At 66.5% G+C, this 15,869-nt stretch carries 17 protein-coding genes and 1 tRNA gene; 14 read left to right on the top strand and 4 right to left on the bottom strand.

Annotated features, from left to right (window positions below; genetic code table 11):
- Positions 1–28: 28 nt before the first annotated feature.
- A tRNA-Val gene (locus AB8P05_RS04515) sits at positions 29–103 on the top strand.
- 91 nt (positions 104–194) lie between these two features.
- Here the strand turns inward: AB8P05_RS04515 and AB8P05_RS04510 are convergent.
- Together AB8P05_RS04510 and AB8P05_RS04505 are read right to left on the bottom strand one after the other, a co-directional pair.
- Positions 195–1,385 carry a hypothetical protein gene (locus AB8P05_RS04510; RefSeq protein WP_472758975.1) on the bottom strand — a complete coding sequence of 397 codons (1,191 nt, stop codon included), beginning with the start codon at positions 1,383–1,385 and terminating at the stop codon, positions 195–197.
- A gap of 133 nt (positions 1,386–1,518) precedes the next feature.
- On the bottom strand, positions 1,519–3,783 hold the full coding sequence (locus AB8P05_RS04505; RefSeq protein ID WP_472758974.1) for a DNA topoisomerase: 2,265 nt from the start codon (positions 3,781–3,783) through the stop codon (positions 1,519–1,521).
- Between the two features lie 75 nt (positions 3,784–3,858).
- Here AB8P05_RS04505 and AB8P05_RS04500 point away from each other — a divergent pair, with 75 nt between their 5' ends.
- The 11 genes from AB8P05_RS04500 (at position 3,859) to AB8P05_RS04450 (ending at position 13,223) form a co-directional block, all read left to right on the top strand.
- A complete protein-coding gene (locus AB8P05_RS04500) occupies positions 3,859–4,062 on the top strand; it encodes a hypothetical protein (protein WP_472758973.1) in 204 nt (67 codons plus the stop codon).
- On the top strand, positions 3,984–4,604 hold the full coding sequence (locus AB8P05_RS04495; protein WP_472758972.1) for a trypsin-like serine peptidase: 621 nt from the start codon (positions 3,984–3,986) through the stop codon (positions 4,602–4,604). Before AB8P05_RS04500 ends, AB8P05_RS04495 begins: the two co-directional genes overlap by 79 nt.
- Before the next feature lie 96 nt (positions 4,605–4,700).
- Positions 4,701–5,048, top strand: a complete 348-nt coding sequence (locus AB8P05_RS04490; protein WP_014248117.1) for a RidA family protein — start codon at positions 4,701–4,703, stop codon at positions 5,046–5,048.
- Positions 5,049–5,276: 228 nt separating this feature from the next.
- Positions 5,277–7,418, top strand: coding sequence for an elongation factor G (fusA, locus tag AB8P05_RS04485; protein WP_472758971.1), 2,142 nt, complete (start codon positions 5,277–5,279; stop codon positions 7,416–7,418).
- Positions 7,419–7,771: 353 nt separating this feature from the next.
- Positions 7,772–8,242, top strand: a complete 471-nt coding sequence (locus AB8P05_RS04480; RefSeq protein WP_472758970.1) for a tetratricopeptide repeat protein — start codon at positions 7,772–7,774, stop codon at positions 8,240–8,242.
- A gap of 159 nt (positions 8,243–8,401) precedes the next feature.
- On the top strand, positions 8,402–9,793 hold the full coding sequence (locus AB8P05_RS04475; RefSeq protein ID WP_472758969.1) for a hypothetical protein: 1,392 nt from the start codon (positions 8,402–8,404) through the stop codon (positions 9,791–9,793).
- Between the two features lie 171 nt (positions 9,794–9,964).
- Positions 9,965–10,333, top strand: a complete 369-nt coding sequence (gene rpsM / locus AB8P05_RS04470; protein ID WP_014248113.1) for a 30S ribosomal protein S13 — start codon at positions 9,965–9,967, stop codon at positions 10,331–10,333.
- A gap of 15 nt (positions 10,334–10,348) precedes the next feature.
- Entirely contained in the window at positions 10,349–10,747 is a 399-nt protein-coding gene (gene rpsK / locus AB8P05_RS04465) for a 30S ribosomal protein S11 (protein ID WP_012974490.1), read from the top strand.
- A gap of 136 nt (positions 10,748–10,883) precedes the next feature.
- On the top strand, positions 10,884–11,900 hold the full coding sequence (locus AB8P05_RS04460; RefSeq protein ID WP_085089782.1) for a DNA-directed RNA polymerase subunit alpha: 1,017 nt from the start codon (positions 10,884–10,886) through the stop codon (positions 11,898–11,900).
- A gap of 160 nt (positions 11,901–12,060) precedes the next feature.
- A complete protein-coding gene (rplQ, locus tag AB8P05_RS04455; RefSeq protein ID WP_455172082.1) occupies positions 12,061–12,489 on the top strand; it encodes a 50S ribosomal protein L17 in 429 nt (142 codons plus the stop codon).
- A gap of 155 nt (positions 12,490–12,644) precedes the next feature.
- Positions 12,645–13,223, top strand: coding sequence for a YqaA family protein (locus tag AB8P05_RS04450; RefSeq protein WP_455172081.1), 579 nt, complete (start codon positions 12,645–12,647; stop codon positions 13,221–13,223).
- Positions 13,224–13,237: 14 nt separating this feature from the next.
- Here AB8P05_RS04450 and AB8P05_RS04445 read toward each other — a convergent pair whose 3' ends face one another.
- On the bottom strand, positions 13,238–13,510 hold the full coding sequence (locus tag AB8P05_RS04445) for a hypothetical protein (protein ID WP_455172080.1): 273 nt from the start codon (positions 13,508–13,510) through the stop codon (positions 13,238–13,240).
- Between the two features lie 124 nt (positions 13,511–13,634).
- Here AB8P05_RS04445 and AB8P05_RS04440 point away from each other — a divergent pair, with 124 nt between their 5' ends.
- Positions 13,635–14,006 (top strand): hypothetical protein, encoded by a 372-nt coding sequence (locus AB8P05_RS04440; RefSeq protein WP_455172079.1) that lies wholly within the window; start codon positions 13,635–13,637, stop codon positions 14,004–14,006.
- A 10-nt stretch (positions 14,007–14,016) separates the two neighbouring features.
- Complete coding sequence (locus tag AB8P05_RS04435; protein WP_472758968.1) at positions 14,017–15,360, top strand: replication-associated recombination protein A; 1,344 nt, start codon at positions 14,017–14,019, stop codon at positions 15,358–15,360.
- 134 nt (positions 15,361–15,494) lie between these two features.
- On the opposite strand, the gene AB8P05_RS04430 is transcribed toward AB8P05_RS04435, so the two are convergent.
- Positions 15,495–15,722: a hypothetical protein gene (locus tag AB8P05_RS04430; protein ID WP_455172077.1), complete on the bottom strand. Its 228-nt coding sequence runs from the start codon at positions 15,720–15,722 to the stop codon at positions 15,495–15,497.
- Positions 15,723–15,869 lie beyond the last annotated feature (147 nt).

The following is a 15,869-nucleotide window of genomic DNA, read 5'->3' as shown; positions in this document are numbered from 1 at the left end:
TTTGAAAGCAAAGCGTTTTTCAAGGTTCGGGCGATTAGCTCAGCGGTAGAGCGTCTCGTTTACACCGAGAATGTCGGGGGTTCGATCCCCTCATCGCCCACCATTCCCAGCCCCTTATCGGCAGACAGGCCCCGCTCCGGGGCTTTTTTCATGCCCGGACAGTGAGGGGCGCCGGAAGGGCGCCCCTTTGCCGGTCACTGCTCGCCGCAGGGATTCGGCTGGTCCTTCATGCCGACATATCCCTGGCTCGCGTCATACAGGAACTGGTACTGCCGCAGGAAATGGCGGCCGGTGTTGATGAAGGGCGCCTTCTTGGGGGCGGGCGGCGGCGGCTCGGTGCTCATGGGGATCACCTGCGCCGGTTCGTTCGGGACGCCGCTGCCGATGATGAAGGCGTCGGTGGCGATGCTGACGTTCGCGGTGTCGAGGATGTGCACGGCGACCGAGGTTTGCGGCGCCATCACGTTCACCGTCTTCGTCGGCTCGCTCAGATCGGGCTGTTCCACCCGGTTGAACTGGATGCTGGGCGGCAGCGTCACGTAGCTCTGCGGGATGCCGGTATCGACCAGGATGTTGGCGGGGGTGCAGATCGGACCGTTGGCGTCGCGATTCACCTCCGGATTCACTCCGATGCAGCCGCGGGGCATCATCCAGTCGCCGGGATACTGGGTGTAGGGCTCCAGCTTGGCGAAGCGGAAGCCGGCGGTGTTGTCGGCGGTCAAGCCGACCTGGATGCCCTGGCGGCCGATGATGTAGCCCTTGTTCAGCGAACCGTCGGCCACCGGCTGGCCGTTGACGCTGCGCAGATTCAGCAGGACGTTCTTGTCCGGCGTGCCCTGCGGCTGGAAATCCGCCTCCTGGCCGAAGCCGACGCCCATGTAGAGGACCGGCTTTTCCGGCGCCGGCAGGCCGGAGCAGATCTGCTGGTCGGTCTGGTAGCTGTCGCAGCGGCCGGATTTCTCCACGCCCAGGATGAAGACCTCCGACGTCGCGACCGGCTTGTTGGCGCGGTCATACAGGGTGACCGTCATCGGAACCCAGGTGCCGACCCACAGAACCTTGCTGCTCGAAAGGAACTGGGTGCCCGGCTTGGCGCCCGGCGCGATCTTCAGCGTGTCGTAGTTGGGGATGTTGGTGGCGGACATGGCGACGCCGACCGATCCGGTGTCCATCGTCACCGTGTGGATGGTGCTGTCGCCGGCGATGCTGAAATTCAGCTTCGGTGGATCGGTGAAGGACACCGACTGGAAATTCGCGAAGGGAATGCATTGCGTCACACTGGCACCGCCGTAGCTCGGCAGGGTTTGGGCCAGGGCAGGGACCGTCGCGACCAAGGTCAGCGCGGCGGCGGTGACGATGCGCGATGTCCGACCGGAGACTCTCATGGGAAATGCTCAGCATTGATTGAGAATGCCCTGAGAGTTGCCTCTCGTGCGGTCCGGGTCCAGCAATCAATATCGTCAAAATCGCGCATTTCTAGACGTGGATGCAACCGTTGGCGCGGCAGTTCAGCCACGGTCAGCGGGCGTGCTGATCCAGGAAGCTGCGGCATTGATCGAAATCGCGCAGGCAGGGGTCGGGCAGGGCAATGCCCTTGCGCTCCGCCAGACTGCGGGCGAAGGCCACCATGCGTTCGGTCGGCTCGCGCCGCCGCCGCGCCTCCTGCAAGGGCTGGTCCGTGACCGGTGCACTTTCCGCGCCCTTCGCCACCGGCGGTGGGCCACCGTCGACCTTCACCTTGCGGGTGCGGCGCGGCTTCGGCGTGGCGGGCTCCCCATCGGTGGATGCCGTGGTTTTGCGTGTCCGCCGCCGCACCGGCTTCGCCGCGTCGCTGGACATTGCAGCGCCGCCGCGGGCAGCCTTCCCCCTTGCGGTCGTAGCCGTGCCGGTGCCGCGGCGGGCGAACCGTGCCTTGGGGGCGGGCAGGCCGAGGTCGAGCGCCGTGCCGCGCTGCCCGACCAACGCACCGATCAGCCGTTCCGCTTCCGTCGCGATAGCGTCGATCACGCGGCGGAAATCGGCGCGGCCGGTGACCACCTCGTCCAGCTTCATTTCCCACAGGGCGGTGGTGCCGGGATCGACCAGCGTCGGAGCGGCGGCGCGCAGCGTCTCGAACAGGTGCAGGCCGGCCGGCGTCGGGACCAGCCATTTGCCGTCCGCCCCCAGCAGGTTCTGCCGGCGCAGCCCCTTGATGACCTCCGCGCGGGTGGCCGGGGTGCCGATCCCCTTGGCCTCCTTCAGCCGGTCGCGCAGGGCCGGGTCCTCGACGAACCGCCAAGCGTTCTGCATGGCGTCGACCAGCGTGCCTTCGTTGTAGCGCGGCGGCGCCTGGGTCCGCTTGGCCTCCACCTTCGGATCGCTCAAGCTGGCCGATTCGCCGTCGGTCAGCGGCGGCAGGGTCTGCTCGGTCTCCTCCTCCGGCTTGCCGTCGGACTCGGCGGAGCCGAAGGCGGCCTTCCAGCCCAGCTTCAGCGGGATGCGCCCGACGGCGCGGAAGGCGACCGGCTTGCTCCCCTCGGGCGTCGGCACCGGCACCGGCATGGTCACGCTGGTCTGGCGGTATTCGTAATCCGGCATCACCGCGGCGAGGTAGGAGCGGCAGATCAGCGCGAACAGCCGCTTCTCGTCATCGGTCAGCCTGACCAGCCGCGATTCCAGGTCGTCCAGCACATTGACGTTGGGGATCACCGCATGGTGCGACACGCCTTCCAGCGCCTTGTCGCAGAAATGGCCGGACTTGCCCTTGCGGATCACCGGGCGGGCAATGTCGAGATGGGCGAAGCCGCGCAGCCGGGTCAGCGCCCCGACGATGGCGGGTGCGTCGACGATCTGGTTCTCCGACAGATAGCGCGCCTCGGCGCGCGGGTAGGTGATGAGCTTCTTGCCCTCGCCGTCATACAGCTCCTGCGCCACCGCCAGGGTGCGGTCGGCGGTCCAGCCCCAGCGCTGTCCGCAGGTCTTCTGCAGCGAGGGCAGGTCGTAGAGCTTGGGCGGCGCCTGCCGCTTCTCCTCCACCGTCACGGTCAGCGGGCCGCGATGGTTGTCGGCGGCCCGCGCGATGGCCTCGGCGGTGGCGCGGTCCTTGATGCGGTCCTTCGGCGCCGGGGCGTGGCGCATCTGGAAGCTGCCCTCCGCCACGTTGGCGGTCGCCACGACCTCGAAATAATCCTCGGGCTTGAAGTTGCGGATTTCCAGTTCGCGCAGACAGACGATGGCGAGGGTCGGAGTCTTCACCCGGCCGATGCCGATGACGCCGCGGGTGCCGGGGGCGAGCAGGGTCTTGGTCGCGGTGCGGGTCAGCGACAGGTTGTAGATCTGGTCGGCCTGCTGGCGCGCCACCGCCGCCTCATAGAGCGGGCGCATGCTGTCGTTGGGCTTCAGGGCGGAGAAGGCGTCGCGTAGGGTCTTCGGATCCTGGGCGGTGAAAAGCGCGCGCCGCACCTTGCCGCGATAGCCGACATGCTCCAGGATCTCCTGCCCGATCAGCTGGCCTTCGCGGTCGCAGTCGGTGGCGAGGATCACCTCGTCGCAGGCGCGCAGCGCCGCGGTGATGGCCTGCAGCTTCGCCGCCTTGTTGCCGCCCTGGTCGGGGCGGGTGGGGTAGAGCCCGTCCGGCTTCAGCAGGGTCGGCGACCAGCGCTTCCAGGCGGGATCGACCTCGTCCGGTTCGGCCAGCCGCAGCAGATGCCCCTCGGCCGGCAGGATGCGGCCGTAACGGTCGCCCAGGGCCGCGCGCAGGTCCTTCGCCTGGCTGGATTTCTCGGTGATGATCAGCGTCGCCATGCGCCGGAGGATACGGGATTGAGGGAAACGGAGCAAGAACATGCACGCGGCCGGCGTCACCTCGGCCTCGGCACCATGGCCGCAGCCGCGCTTGCCCTGACGGTGCTGGCCGGTGCGCCCGGCGCCCATGCGGAACGGCCGCTGCTGCCCGGAGTCGGGCCGGGGGACCGGCGGGTGCCGGTCGATGCGACTGCGGCGCCGTGGCGCAGCGTCGTCCGGGTGCAGACGATCTGGCCGGCCGCTGCACCGGGGCGCTGGTCGGGCCGCGCACGGTGGTGACTGCCGGCCATTGCCTGTTCAACCCGCGCACCCGGCGCTTCCTGCAGGCGTCCTCGCTGCATGTGCTGTTCGGCTACGACCGGGGGGAATTCACCCGCCATGTCAGGGTGGCGGGGGTGGCGACCGATCCGGCTTACGATCCCGCCGCCGCGACGCCCATGGTCGCCGCCGACTGGGCGGTGCTGACCCTGTCCGAGCCGGCGCCGGAGTCGGTCCCGCCGCTCCCCGTCGGCGCCGCTCCCCTGCCGGCCGGGACGCCGCTGATGCTCGGCGGCTACAGCCAGGACCGGGCGCAGGTGCTGATGGCCGACCGCGACTGCCGGCTGCTGGGCGAGAGCGCCGGGCTGCTGGTGCATGATTGCGACGCCACGCGCGGGACCAGCGGCGGACCGCTGCTGGTGCGCTCGGCCGATGGACAGGGCTGGGCCGTCGCCGGAGTCGGCGTCGCCGCCGGAAACGCGCCCGCCGTGCGTAATTTCGCGGTCCCCACCGCGCGTTTCGCCGCACTTTTGGCGAAGGATACCGCTGCGGGTCAGCCCTGAGCGGCGGATGCGCATTTTTTGCTTCGCGCGCGGCCCCGAATGGCATAGACGTACCCGCGTCTTTTTCGAGCCCCCGGAACCCGGAGTCTTTCCGTCATGTCGATCCAGCGCTTCCACACCGGACCGCGCATGAGCCAGATGGTCGTCCATAAGGACACGGTCTATCTCGCCGGTCAGGTCGCCGACGAGCCGACGCCCGACGTCGAGCGTCAGACCGCCCAGATCCTGGCCCAGATCGACGCCTTGCTGGCGGAAGCGGGCAGCGACAAGAGCAAGCTGCTGTCGGCCACCATCTATCTGGTGGACATCGCCAGCTTCGGCGCGATGAACAAGGCGTGGGAAGCCTGGGTCGACCCGGCCAATCCGCCGGCCCGCGCCACGGTGGAAGCCAAGCTGGCGGCCCCGGAATATCTCGTTGAAATTCAGGTCACCGCCGCTAAATAAGGCGGCGGAAACGGGGCGACCCGGCAGCCTCGGTTGGGGTGTGCCGGCGTGGCCCGAACGCTGTGAGGGCCGCGCGCTTCAATATTCCGACAAATTGCTTGTCGGTTTACGGAATGTTAATGACGCCTTAACAGATCGCCCGTAAAACCCCGACCAACCTCTGCCGCCGAAGCGGACGACCCTGACGGTCGCGCTTCGGTTGTCGCGTTACTGCAATGGAACCGCAACATGCCGCGCCAAACGCCACTGTCTGACATTCGGAACATCGGCATCATCGCCCACGTCGACGCGGGCAAGACGACGACCACCGAGCGCATTCTGTACTATACCGGTCGCAAGCACACGATCATCGACGTCCACGAGACGAAGGATCTGAAGTCGTCGACCACGACCGACTACATGGAGCAGGAGCAGAAGCGCGGCATCACCATTCAGTCCGCCGCGGTCTCGGCTTTCTGGCGCGACAAGAAGATCAACGTCATCGACACCCCCGGCCACGTCGACTTCACCATCGAGGTGAACCGCAGCTTGCGCGTGCTCGACGGTGCGGTCGTGGTGTTCGACGGCGTCGCCGGCGTGGAGCCGCAGTCGGAAACCAACTGGCGTCTGGCGGACAACTACAACGTTCCGCGTATCTGCTACGTCAACAAGATGGACCGCTCGGGCGCCAACTTCCAGCGCTGCGTCAGCATGATCCGTCAGCGTCTGAACGCCCGTCCGGTCTGCATCCAGGTTCCGCTCGGCTCGGAAGACAACTTCCGCGGCATGGTCGACCTCGTCGAGATGAAGGCCTATGTCTGGTTCTCGGACGACAAGGACGCCAAGTGGGAAGTCTGGGAGATCACCGACGATCTCGCGGCCAAGCTCAACCTGACCGTCAAGGAAGACCTGGACAACGTCGCCAGCATCCCGGCCCTGCGCGCCGAACTGGTCGATACTGCTCTGGAGCAGGACGACGCGGCGATGGAAGCCTACCTGGAGTCGGGTGAGGAGCCGTCGCCGGACGTGCTGCGCGCCTGCCTGCGCAAGGGCACCATCTCCGGCGCCTTCACCCCGGTGCTGTGCGGCTCGTCCTACAAGAACAAGGGCGTCTGCCAGGTTCTGGACGCGGTCGTCGACCTGCTGCCGGCCCCGACCGACGTCGAGGCCATCAAGACGGTGGACGAGGACGGCAACCCGAACGGCGAGCGTCTCAGCTCCGACGACGCGCCCTTCTCGGCGCTGGCCTTCAAGGTGCTGAACGACACCTACGGCTCGATGACCTTCATCCGCGTCTATTCGGGCGTGCTGACGAAGGGCATGTCGATCCTGAACTCGACCCGCGGCAAGCGCGAGAAGATCGGCCGCATGGTCGAGATGTTCGCGAAGGACGCCAACCCGATCGAGGAAGCCCGCGCCGGCGACATCATCGCGCTCGTCTCCCTGCAGGAGACCGAGACCGGTGACACGCTCTGCGACGCCGCCCACCCGGTCATCCTGGAGCGCATGCGCTTCCCCGACCCCGTCATCAGCGTCTCGGTCGAGCCGAAGACCAAGGGCGAGCAGGAGAAGTTCTCGATCGCGCTCGGCAAGATGGTCCGCGCCGATCCGTCGCTCCGCCTGGAGACCGACCGTGAAACCGGCCAGACCATCCTGCGCGGCATGGGCGAGCTGCACCTGGAAGTGACGCTGGACCGCATGCGCACGGAGTTCGGCGTGGAAGGCAACATGGGCAAGCCCCAGGTCGCCTACCGCGAGACGATCACCAAGCCGGTCGAGTACACCTACACCCACAAGAAGCAGACCGGTGGTTCGGGCCAGTTCGCCGAAGTGAAGATCATCTTCGAGCCGCTGGAGCGTGGCGCCGGCTTCACCTTCAAGGACGAGACGGTCGGCGGTTCGGTTCCGCGCGAATACGTGCCGTCGGTCGGCAAGGGTCTGGAAATGCAGAAGGAAGACGGCGTGCTCGCCGGCTACCCGACTGTGGACTTCAGCGCCCGCCTGGTGGACGGCAAGTACCACGACGTCGACTCGAACGCCCTGACGTTCGAAATCGCCGCCAAGGCCTGCTTCCGCGAGGCTCTGCCGAAGGCCGGCCCGATCCTGCTCGAGCCGGTGATGAAGGTCGAGATCGTCACGCCGGAGGATTACCTGGGCGACGTCATCGGCGACGTGAACCGTCGTCGCGGTACCGTCCTGGGCCAGCTGGAGCGTGGTTCGAACATCGCCGTCGAGGCCAATGTCCCGCTGAACGAAATGTTCGGCTACATCGGCCAGCTGCGCGGCATGACCTCGGGCCGTGCGTCCTACTCGATGGAGTTCAGCCACTACGAGCCGGTGCCGCGCAACGTCACCGACGAAATCGTGGCCGGCCGCAACAAGGCCGCCTGATTGCCTATCGGGCAATCGGGACACATCCGGTAAAGCAGACGGCCGGCGGAGCGATCCGCCGGCCGTTCGCCGTTTCAAGGGCTTGCGAACCGATCTTCAACTTCCGGCTCAGGTCGGTTCCGACATCCGTTGGGGACTGTACCGATGGGATAACCGTCATAGATCGGCGGCTCAGGGCGCCGAGGCAGCGCCTCAGACCAATTCCTTACCGTTTTGCAACCAAAAAATAGTTGGCAGCTCGACGAATCCGTGCCCAAATTTGGGGCATGATGATTCGACGCTTCTTTTCCTTGACTGTGCTTTTGCTGCTGACCCTCGGGGTGCCGGCCGGGGCAGGACAGGGGAATCTGCGTTTGGACGGCCTTTTCCAAGCCCTGCACAGCACCACCGACGCGGCCTATGCCGAATCGGTGGAGGAGCATATCTGGGACTTCTGGCTCGACCATCCCGATCCGGCGATGGTCCGCGACATGCGCGCCGGCGTGCTCAGTCTGAACGGCGACGACTACGAGTCCGCCCTGAGCGCTTTCGACGCGGTGATCGCCCGCGACCCCTCCTATGCGGAAGGCTGGAACAAGCGCGCCGCCACCCACTACATGCTGGGCGACTATCGCTCCGCCATGCTGGACCTGCGTCACGCCCTGTCGCTGGAGCCCCGGCATTTCGGGGCGCTGGTCGAACTCGGCCTGGTCTATCTCGCCCTGGGGGACGAGAAGCCCGCGCTGCGCGCCTTCGACGCCGCGCTGAAGATCAATCCCCATCTCGGCCGGGTGCGGGCGCAGGCCGACGCCATCCGGCACCGGGCTGCCGGAACCGATCTCTAGGCAGGGTGCCGGGCCGTCTGTCACCTATTGTCACGAGTATTAGTCTCCTAAAAAGCGCGCGATGGGGGTATAACCCGCGGCGGTGCGACCGCAGGGTGGTCGCCGTCTCAAGCCCGTGCGCCCGCATCCGGTGTGGCCGGGCCGGATGCCGGGGGGACGATGTTCGACGAAGTTATCCATGTCGTTGGCGAGTTGCGGGTGCTGAGCGCGATCGGCCTGCTCTGCCTGTCCTTCATATTGCCGCTGACGATCTTCATCGGCCGCAGCAACATCAAGAATGTCCGGCAGAAGATCATCGCCGACCTCGAATCGGTCTTCCGCATCGAGGGGCGCGCGCATGACCAGCTGATCCCGTCCTTCGAATTCGCCGCCTACAAGTACCGCGCCCTGCCGCAGGGGCCCGACAACACGCAGACGTCGGAATGGCGGGCCTATTTCTTTCCCGTCCTGGTTTTCATCATGGTGTCCTTCAGCGGCTTCCTGACCTCCAGCGGCATGCTGCTGAGCAAGGACCGCCTGGATCATTTCCAGCCGCTGTTCAGCGGGATGACGTTGTACGGGGTCGACGGGGTCACGCCGGTCGATCTGGTGCATTACCAGCTCCAGACCGTGGCGGTGCTGTCCTTCACCTTCTTCGGCGCCTATGTGTGGTCGATCAACTACCTGATCCGCCGCATCTCGAACTACGACCTGTCGCCGATCTCCTTCCTGCGGGTGACCGGCCACATCATCCTGGCCTGCGTCACCTCTGTCACCCTGCATCACGGCTATATGGATCTGGCGCAGATGGTGCCGCAGGGGGCGGTCGGCGACCGGGTGCCGGAGCTGATCGTGGCCTTCCTGGTCGGCTTCTTCCCGACGCTCGGCTTGCAGACGCTGCTCAGCCGGGTGCCGCAGCTGCAGATCCGGCGGATCGACCCGCGGGCGCAGGGCTTCATCCGCGAATATCCGATCGACATGATCCTGGGCATCGACGCCTCCATCAAGTTCCGGCTGGCCGAATTCGAGATCGAGGACGTGCAGAATCTCGCCACCGCGAACCCGATCCTGCTGTTCGTCGAGACGCCCTACGGAATCTACGAAACGGTGGACTGGGTGGCGCAGGCGCAGTTGATCCTGGCGCTCGACCTCGACCAGATCGAGGCGCTGCGGGTCGTCAATGTCCGGACCATCTTCGACATCGAGCGCTTCATGGCGCGGCCGGAGTCGCGGCCCCGGCTGGCCCAGGCGCTGAACTGCCCGAAGACGGACGGCAAGGGCAACGTGCTGCTGGCCGACCGCGGCATCACGCTGGAGAACCTGGAGTCGGTGGTGCAGGCCATCGGCGAGGACCTCCATGTCCAGCGGCTCCGCCAGATCTGGCGCAACATCGAACTGAAGCTTAGCATCGACCTGCCCCAGGTGAACCGCGACCGCGCGCTGCTGGACGCCGGACGGCTGCCGCTGAACCCGGTGCCGGCCAGGGGCATGGCGGTCAACGACACCGACACCGGTTGCGAGCCGCCCGATGCCGCGCCGGGGCTCGTCCGGCCGGCGGTTCCGGCCGAGTAATCGGCCTTGACAAGTTCCGGGGTTTTTCTATAGTCCCACCCTCTCGCCGCCCCACCGGGTGGCGGGTAACATTGTGCGTTCCCGGGTCCGGCCTTGTGCCGGTTGGGATTTGCTCGGTGTGTAGGCGGCCCGACGGGCTGCCGTTGAGATATCGAGATCGAGGAGAGTAACGTGGCGCGTATCGCTGGCGTCAACATCCCCGCGCAGAAGCGCGTGGAGATCGGGTTGACCTACATCCATGGCATCGGCCCCTTCAAGGCCAAGGAAATCTGCGCGAAGCTGGACATCCCGGCCGAGCGTCGCGTGAACGAGCTGACGGACGACGAAGTCCTGAAGATCCGCGAGACCATCGACGCCGATTACCGCGTCGAGGGCGATCTTCGTCGTGAAGTCGCCATGAACATCAAGCGTCTGATGGACCTGGGCTGCTACCGTGGCCTGCGTCACCGCAAGGGCCTGCCGGTCCGCGGCCAGCGCACCCACACGAACGCCCGCACCCGCAAGGGTCCGGCCAAGCCGATCGCCGGCAAGAAGAAGTAAGAGGACGAACGCAAAATGGCCAAGCCCTCCGCCGCTTCTCAGCGCCTGCGTCGCCGCGAGCGCAAGAACATCACCGCTGGCGTCGCTCATGTGAACGCCTCGTTCAACAACACGATGATCACCATCACCGACGCGCAGGGCAACACCATTGCCTGGTCGTCGTCGGGCACCATGGGCTTCAAGGGTTCGCGCAAGTCGACGCCCTACGCCGCCCAGGTCGCTGCCGAGGACGCGGGCCGCAAGGCCCAGGAACACGGCATGAAGACCCTGGAAGTCGAAGTGAAGGGCCCGGGTTCGGGGCGTGAGTCCGCCCTGCGCGCCCTGCAGTCGATCGGCTTCCAGATCACGTCGATCCGCGACGTCACGCCGATCCCGCACAACGGCGTTCGCCCGCCGAAGAAGCGCCGCGTTTAAGTTCAGTACCGTTTCCGCACCCGCGGGGACCGACCGTTCCGGGACAGGGGGCCGCCGCCATCGCGGCCCCCTCAGCATGGGAATGGTTCGGGCCCCGCGGGTTCGTGTTCACCCGATGGCATCTTGAGGTCGATCCGTGCTTCAGAAGAACTGGCAGGAACTGATTAAGCCGAGCAAGCTGGACATCCAGCCCGGTGACGACGCCGACCGCTTCGCGACCGTGGTCGCCGAACCGCTGGAACGCGGCTTCGGTCTGACGCTCGGCAACGCGCTGCGCCGCATCCTGCTCTCCTCGCTGCAGGGTGCCGCCGTCACATCGATTCACATCGACGGCGTGCTGCACGAGTTCTCGTCCATCCCCGGCGTCCGCGAGGACGTGACCGACATCGTCCTGAACATCAAGACGATGGGTCTGCGCATGGGCGGCGACGGCCCGAAGCGCATGCGCCTGCGCGCCGAAGGCCCGGGCGAGGTCAAGGCCGGCATGATCGAGACCGGTCCCGACATCCAGGTCATGGATCCGGAACTGGTCATCTGCACGCTGGACAACGGCGCGCGCCTGAACATGGAACTGACGGTCGAGACCGGCAAGGGCTACGTCCCGGCCAGCCAGAACCGTCCGGAAGACGCGCCCATCGGCCTGATCCCGATCGACGCCCTGTTCTCCCCGGTCCGCAAGGTGTCCTACAAGGTCGACAATGCCCGCGTCGGGCAGGTCACCGACTATGACCGCCTGTCGATGACGGTGGAGACCAACGGTTCGGTCAAGCCGGACGACGCGGTGGCTCTGGCCGCCCGCATCCTGCAGGACCAGCTGCAGCTGTTCATCAACTTCGAGGAGCCGACGCACGCCGTCTCCGAGGAGAAGCACGAGGAGGTTCCGTTCAACAAGAACCTGCTCCGCAAGGTGGACGAGCTGGAGCTGTCGGTCCGTTCGGCCAACTGCCTCAAGAACGACAACATCGTCTACATCGGCGACCTGGTGCAGAAGACGGAAGCGGAAATGCTCCGCACGCCGAACTTCGGCCGCAAGTCGCTGAACGAGATCAAGGAAGTGCTGTCCCAAATGGGCCTGCACCTCGGTATGGAAATCCCGAACTGGCCGCCGGAGAACATCGAAGAGCTGGCCAAGCGTCTGGAAGAGCCGTACTAAGCATCTCGCTTGTTTCCGCGTCCTTTCCGTCCACGGGCGGGGAGGGCGCGTTTCCCAGGGCCGCCACGGCCCGACCCCGCGGCCGTACCAGCGCTATGACTGGGCGGCGGGGTTCACGATCGGCTCCCCGAGGGGGGCCATGCCATGAAGGAGGACCGCCATGCGTCACGGCGTTTCGGGACGTAAGTTCAGCAAGACCAGCAGCCACCGCAAGGCCATGTTCTCGAACATGGCGAACGCGGTGATCAAGCATGAGCAGATCACCACCACCCTGCCGAAGGCGAAGGACCTGCGTCCGATCGTCGACAAGCTGATCACGCTCGGCAAGAAGGGTGGCCTGGCCAACCGTCGTCTGGCTTTCGCCCAGCTGCGCGACAACGAGACGGTCACCAAGCTGTTCACCGTTCTGGCGGACCGTTACAAGGACCGTCAGGGTGGCTACAGCCGCGTCCTGAAGGCCGGCTTCCGCTACGGCGACGCCGCCGACATGGCCGTGTTCGAGCTGGTCGACCGCGACGTCTCCGCCAAGGGCCAGAACTCCGGCCCGACGCAGAACGCCGCCGAGGCCGAAGCCGAGACCGCCGAGTAACATGACCGGCAATCGCGCCGGTCTCCCGCCCTGTGCGGCATCGGGTCTCAGACCCCCGAGTTGCACAGGACGGAACCGCCGATATCGGTGATATATTAGACCCTTCCTTCGGGGCCATCCCCGGAGGAGGGGTTTTCTCTTATGTGGCCGGTCAAATGTTGCGTTCTCTTTACACGCGCCTCCAGCGCCTCTCCGCCCGCGACGATGCCGTTTGGTGGATGTCGGCGATCTCCTTCGCCGAAAGCTCCTTCTTCCCGTTGCCGCCGGACGTGATGCTGGTGCCGATGTGTCTGGAGAAGCCGAAGAAGCTGTGGTTCTACACCAACATCTGCGCGTTCGCGTCGCTGCTGGGCGGGCTGCTGGGCTATGCGCTGGGCTTCTATCTGTTCGAGAGCGTCGGACGGATGATCATCGACTTCTACAACGCGCAGGAGTCGTTCCAGCATTTCCAGGAGATGTTCGCCGAGTTCGGCCCCTGGTTCCTGATCCTGAAGGGGGTGACGCCGATCCCCTACAAGCTGCTGACGATCACCGCCGGCTTCGCGCATCTGGACCTGACGGTCTTCATCCTCTGTTCGATCGTCGCGCGCTTCTCCCGGTTCTACATGATCGCCATCCTGCTGCATTTCTACGGCCCGCAGGTTCAGCAGATCATCGAGAAGCGTCTGATGCTGGTGGCCACCGTCCTTCTGGTCGTGGTGGTCGGCGGCCTGCTCAGCTTCAAGTTCGTCTGATCAAGAGCGCCCGATCAGTCCGGCATGCCCTGGTCCTGGCGGTTGCGCCGGGACGGGGGCAGCGCGTCGCGGTCGGCACGGTCGCGGCGCACGATCATGACGATGGCGACCGCCACCAGCAGCCCGCCGAGCAGCGGGATGATCATCTCCGCCATGCCGATGTTGGGCAGCGCCAGCGCGCGCGATCCCAGCATGACGAGACCCAGGACGAGCAGGGCCAGCAACAGGCGCAGGGAGCGGTTGCGTGGCGGGTTGCGTGTTGATCTGCCGTCCGATTCCGGTGTCATTTCAGTCATTCCCTTATCGATGCGGTTATCGGCATAGTGGGGGGCGAACGGGGGATGGTCCAGAGGGGTGTGGCATTCCGCCATGCCTGCGGCCGTCCTCACAACAAGAACAATAGGAGCCGTCGTGGCTATGTTCCGTCCGGTCCGTCTCATCGCCCCGCTGGTGGCCGTTGCCCTGCTCGGCCTGTCGGCCTGCGCCGACCGTCCGTCAGACCGTCCGTCCGCCTCGGGCCCGGCGCCCACCGTCACCGTCGTGCCCGGCCCGTCGACCCCGCGGGGTGGCGCCGACGACCAGTCGCTGCGCCTGGACAACGGCGCCGCTGTCGGCGGCACCTGTCAGGCCCAGTGCGAGCGCAGCCACAATGTGTGCATGGATTCGGTGGCGGCGCGCAACCAGGGCGGCATCGACCGCACCGACTCGACCCCCTTCAGCCCGACCGACAACTGCGGCTTCCAGCTGAAGCAGTGCTACCAGCGCTGCGGCGCGGCGCGCTGAGGCAGCGGCCATGGCGAAACGCGGCGAGTCGGGCGGGGATGCCGGCCTGTTCGAGTCGGCGGCTCCCCGCCCGCTCGCCGACCGGCTGCGCCCGCGCACGCTGGACGAGGTGGTCGGCCAGGACCATCTGCTGAAGCCGGACGGGCCGCTGGGCCGCACGGTCGCGGCGCGGCGGCTGGCCTCCATGATCCTGTGGGGGCCGCCCGGCTGCGGCAAGACCACCATCGCCCGGTTGCTGGCGCACAGCACCGACCTGCATTTCGAACCGCTGTCGGCGGTGTTTTCCGGTGTTGCCGACCTGCGCAAGGTGTTCGACGCCGCCCGCGCCCGGCGGGTGGCGGGGCAGGGCACTCTGCTGTTCATCGACGAGATCCACCGCTTCAACCGCTCGCAGCAGGACGGCTTCCTGCCCTTCGTCGAAGACGGCACCGTCACGCTGGTGGGCGCCACCACCGAGAATCCGTCCTTCGAGCTGAACGCCGCCTTGCTGTCCAGGGCGCAGGTGTTCGTGCTGAACCGGCTGGACGACGCGGCGCTGGAAAAGCTGCTGTCGCGGGCGGAGGCGGAGATGGGCCGGCCGCTGCCGCTGGACGCCGATGCGCGGGCCGCGGTGAAGGCGATGGCCGATGGCGACGGCCGCTTCTGCCTGAACCTGTGCGAGGAGCTGTTCGCGCTTCCCGGCGAGACCGTGCTGGACACCAACGCGCTCGCCGCCACCATCCAGCGCCGCGCTCCCCTGTACGACAAGTCGCAGGAGGGGCATTACAACCTCATCAGCGCGCTCCACAAGTCGCTGCGCGGGTCGGACACCGACGCCGCGCTCTACTGGTACAGCCGGATGCTGGACGGCGGCGAGGACCCGCGCTACATCGCCCGCCGCCTGACCCGCTTCGCGGTGGAGGATGTCGGGCTGGCCGATCCCAACGCGCTGACGCAGGCCATCGCGGCGTGGGAAGCCTATGAGCGGCTGGGCAGCCCGGAGGGCGAGCTGGCCCTGGCGCAGCTGGTCATCTATTTGGGGACGGCGCCGAAATCGAACGCCGGCTATACCGCCTACAAGGCGTCGGTGCGCGCGGCGAAGGAAACCGGCTCGCTGATGCCGCCCAAGCACATCCTGAACGCCCCGACCAAGCTGATGAAGACCATCGGCTACGGCAAGGGCTACGAGTACGACCACGACACGGCGGAGGGATTCTCCGGCCAGAACTATTTTCCGGAGGGGATGGCGCGGCGCGAGTTCTACCAGCCGGTGGAACGTGGCTTCGAGCGCGACCTGCGCAAGCGGCTGGACTATTGGGCCAAGCTGCGCGAGCGGCGGGGGAGGAGTAGGGGGCTCGGCGTCTTGCGGAGTTAGACCCCCACCTAACCTCCCCCACTGGGTGGGGGAGGGACTGCCGCCGCTTTTACGATCAAGCACTTGTTCCCTCCCCGCTCAGCGGGGGAGGGTTAGGGTGAGGGTAACCGGCCGAGGATTTTTCGAGTCTCTACTTACGCCGCCATCCCATCCGACGGCGCAGCCGCGATCAGGCGGTAGTGGCTGGTGTCGGCCAGGACCGAGCAGCTCAGGGTCTTGGACACGCCGTCGTCTTCGGTGCTGACGACGCGGGCGTGGGGGATGCCCAGCAGGTTGACCGTTGCCGTCACCCGCCAACCGCGGACGCCGGCGGTGCCGACCGGTTGGAAAACCTGCCCGATCTGGACATGCTTCTTGCTCATGACGGATAAACCCTTGGTCGGCCGCCAGCACCCCGTCACGGGGGCGGGCCGGCCTGTTGCGCGAAACTCAACCCGCAGTTAAGCGCAGCAACGAGTCGCGATCAACAGGGAAACCACCGTTCTTCCGCCTGATGCGATAAAGCCCGC

This window comes from Azospirillum sp. VT-I1 (assembly GCF_055698305.1).
Note: the sequence above shows the minus strand (reverse complement) of the source record. Positions and strands in the feature narration are given on the sequence as shown.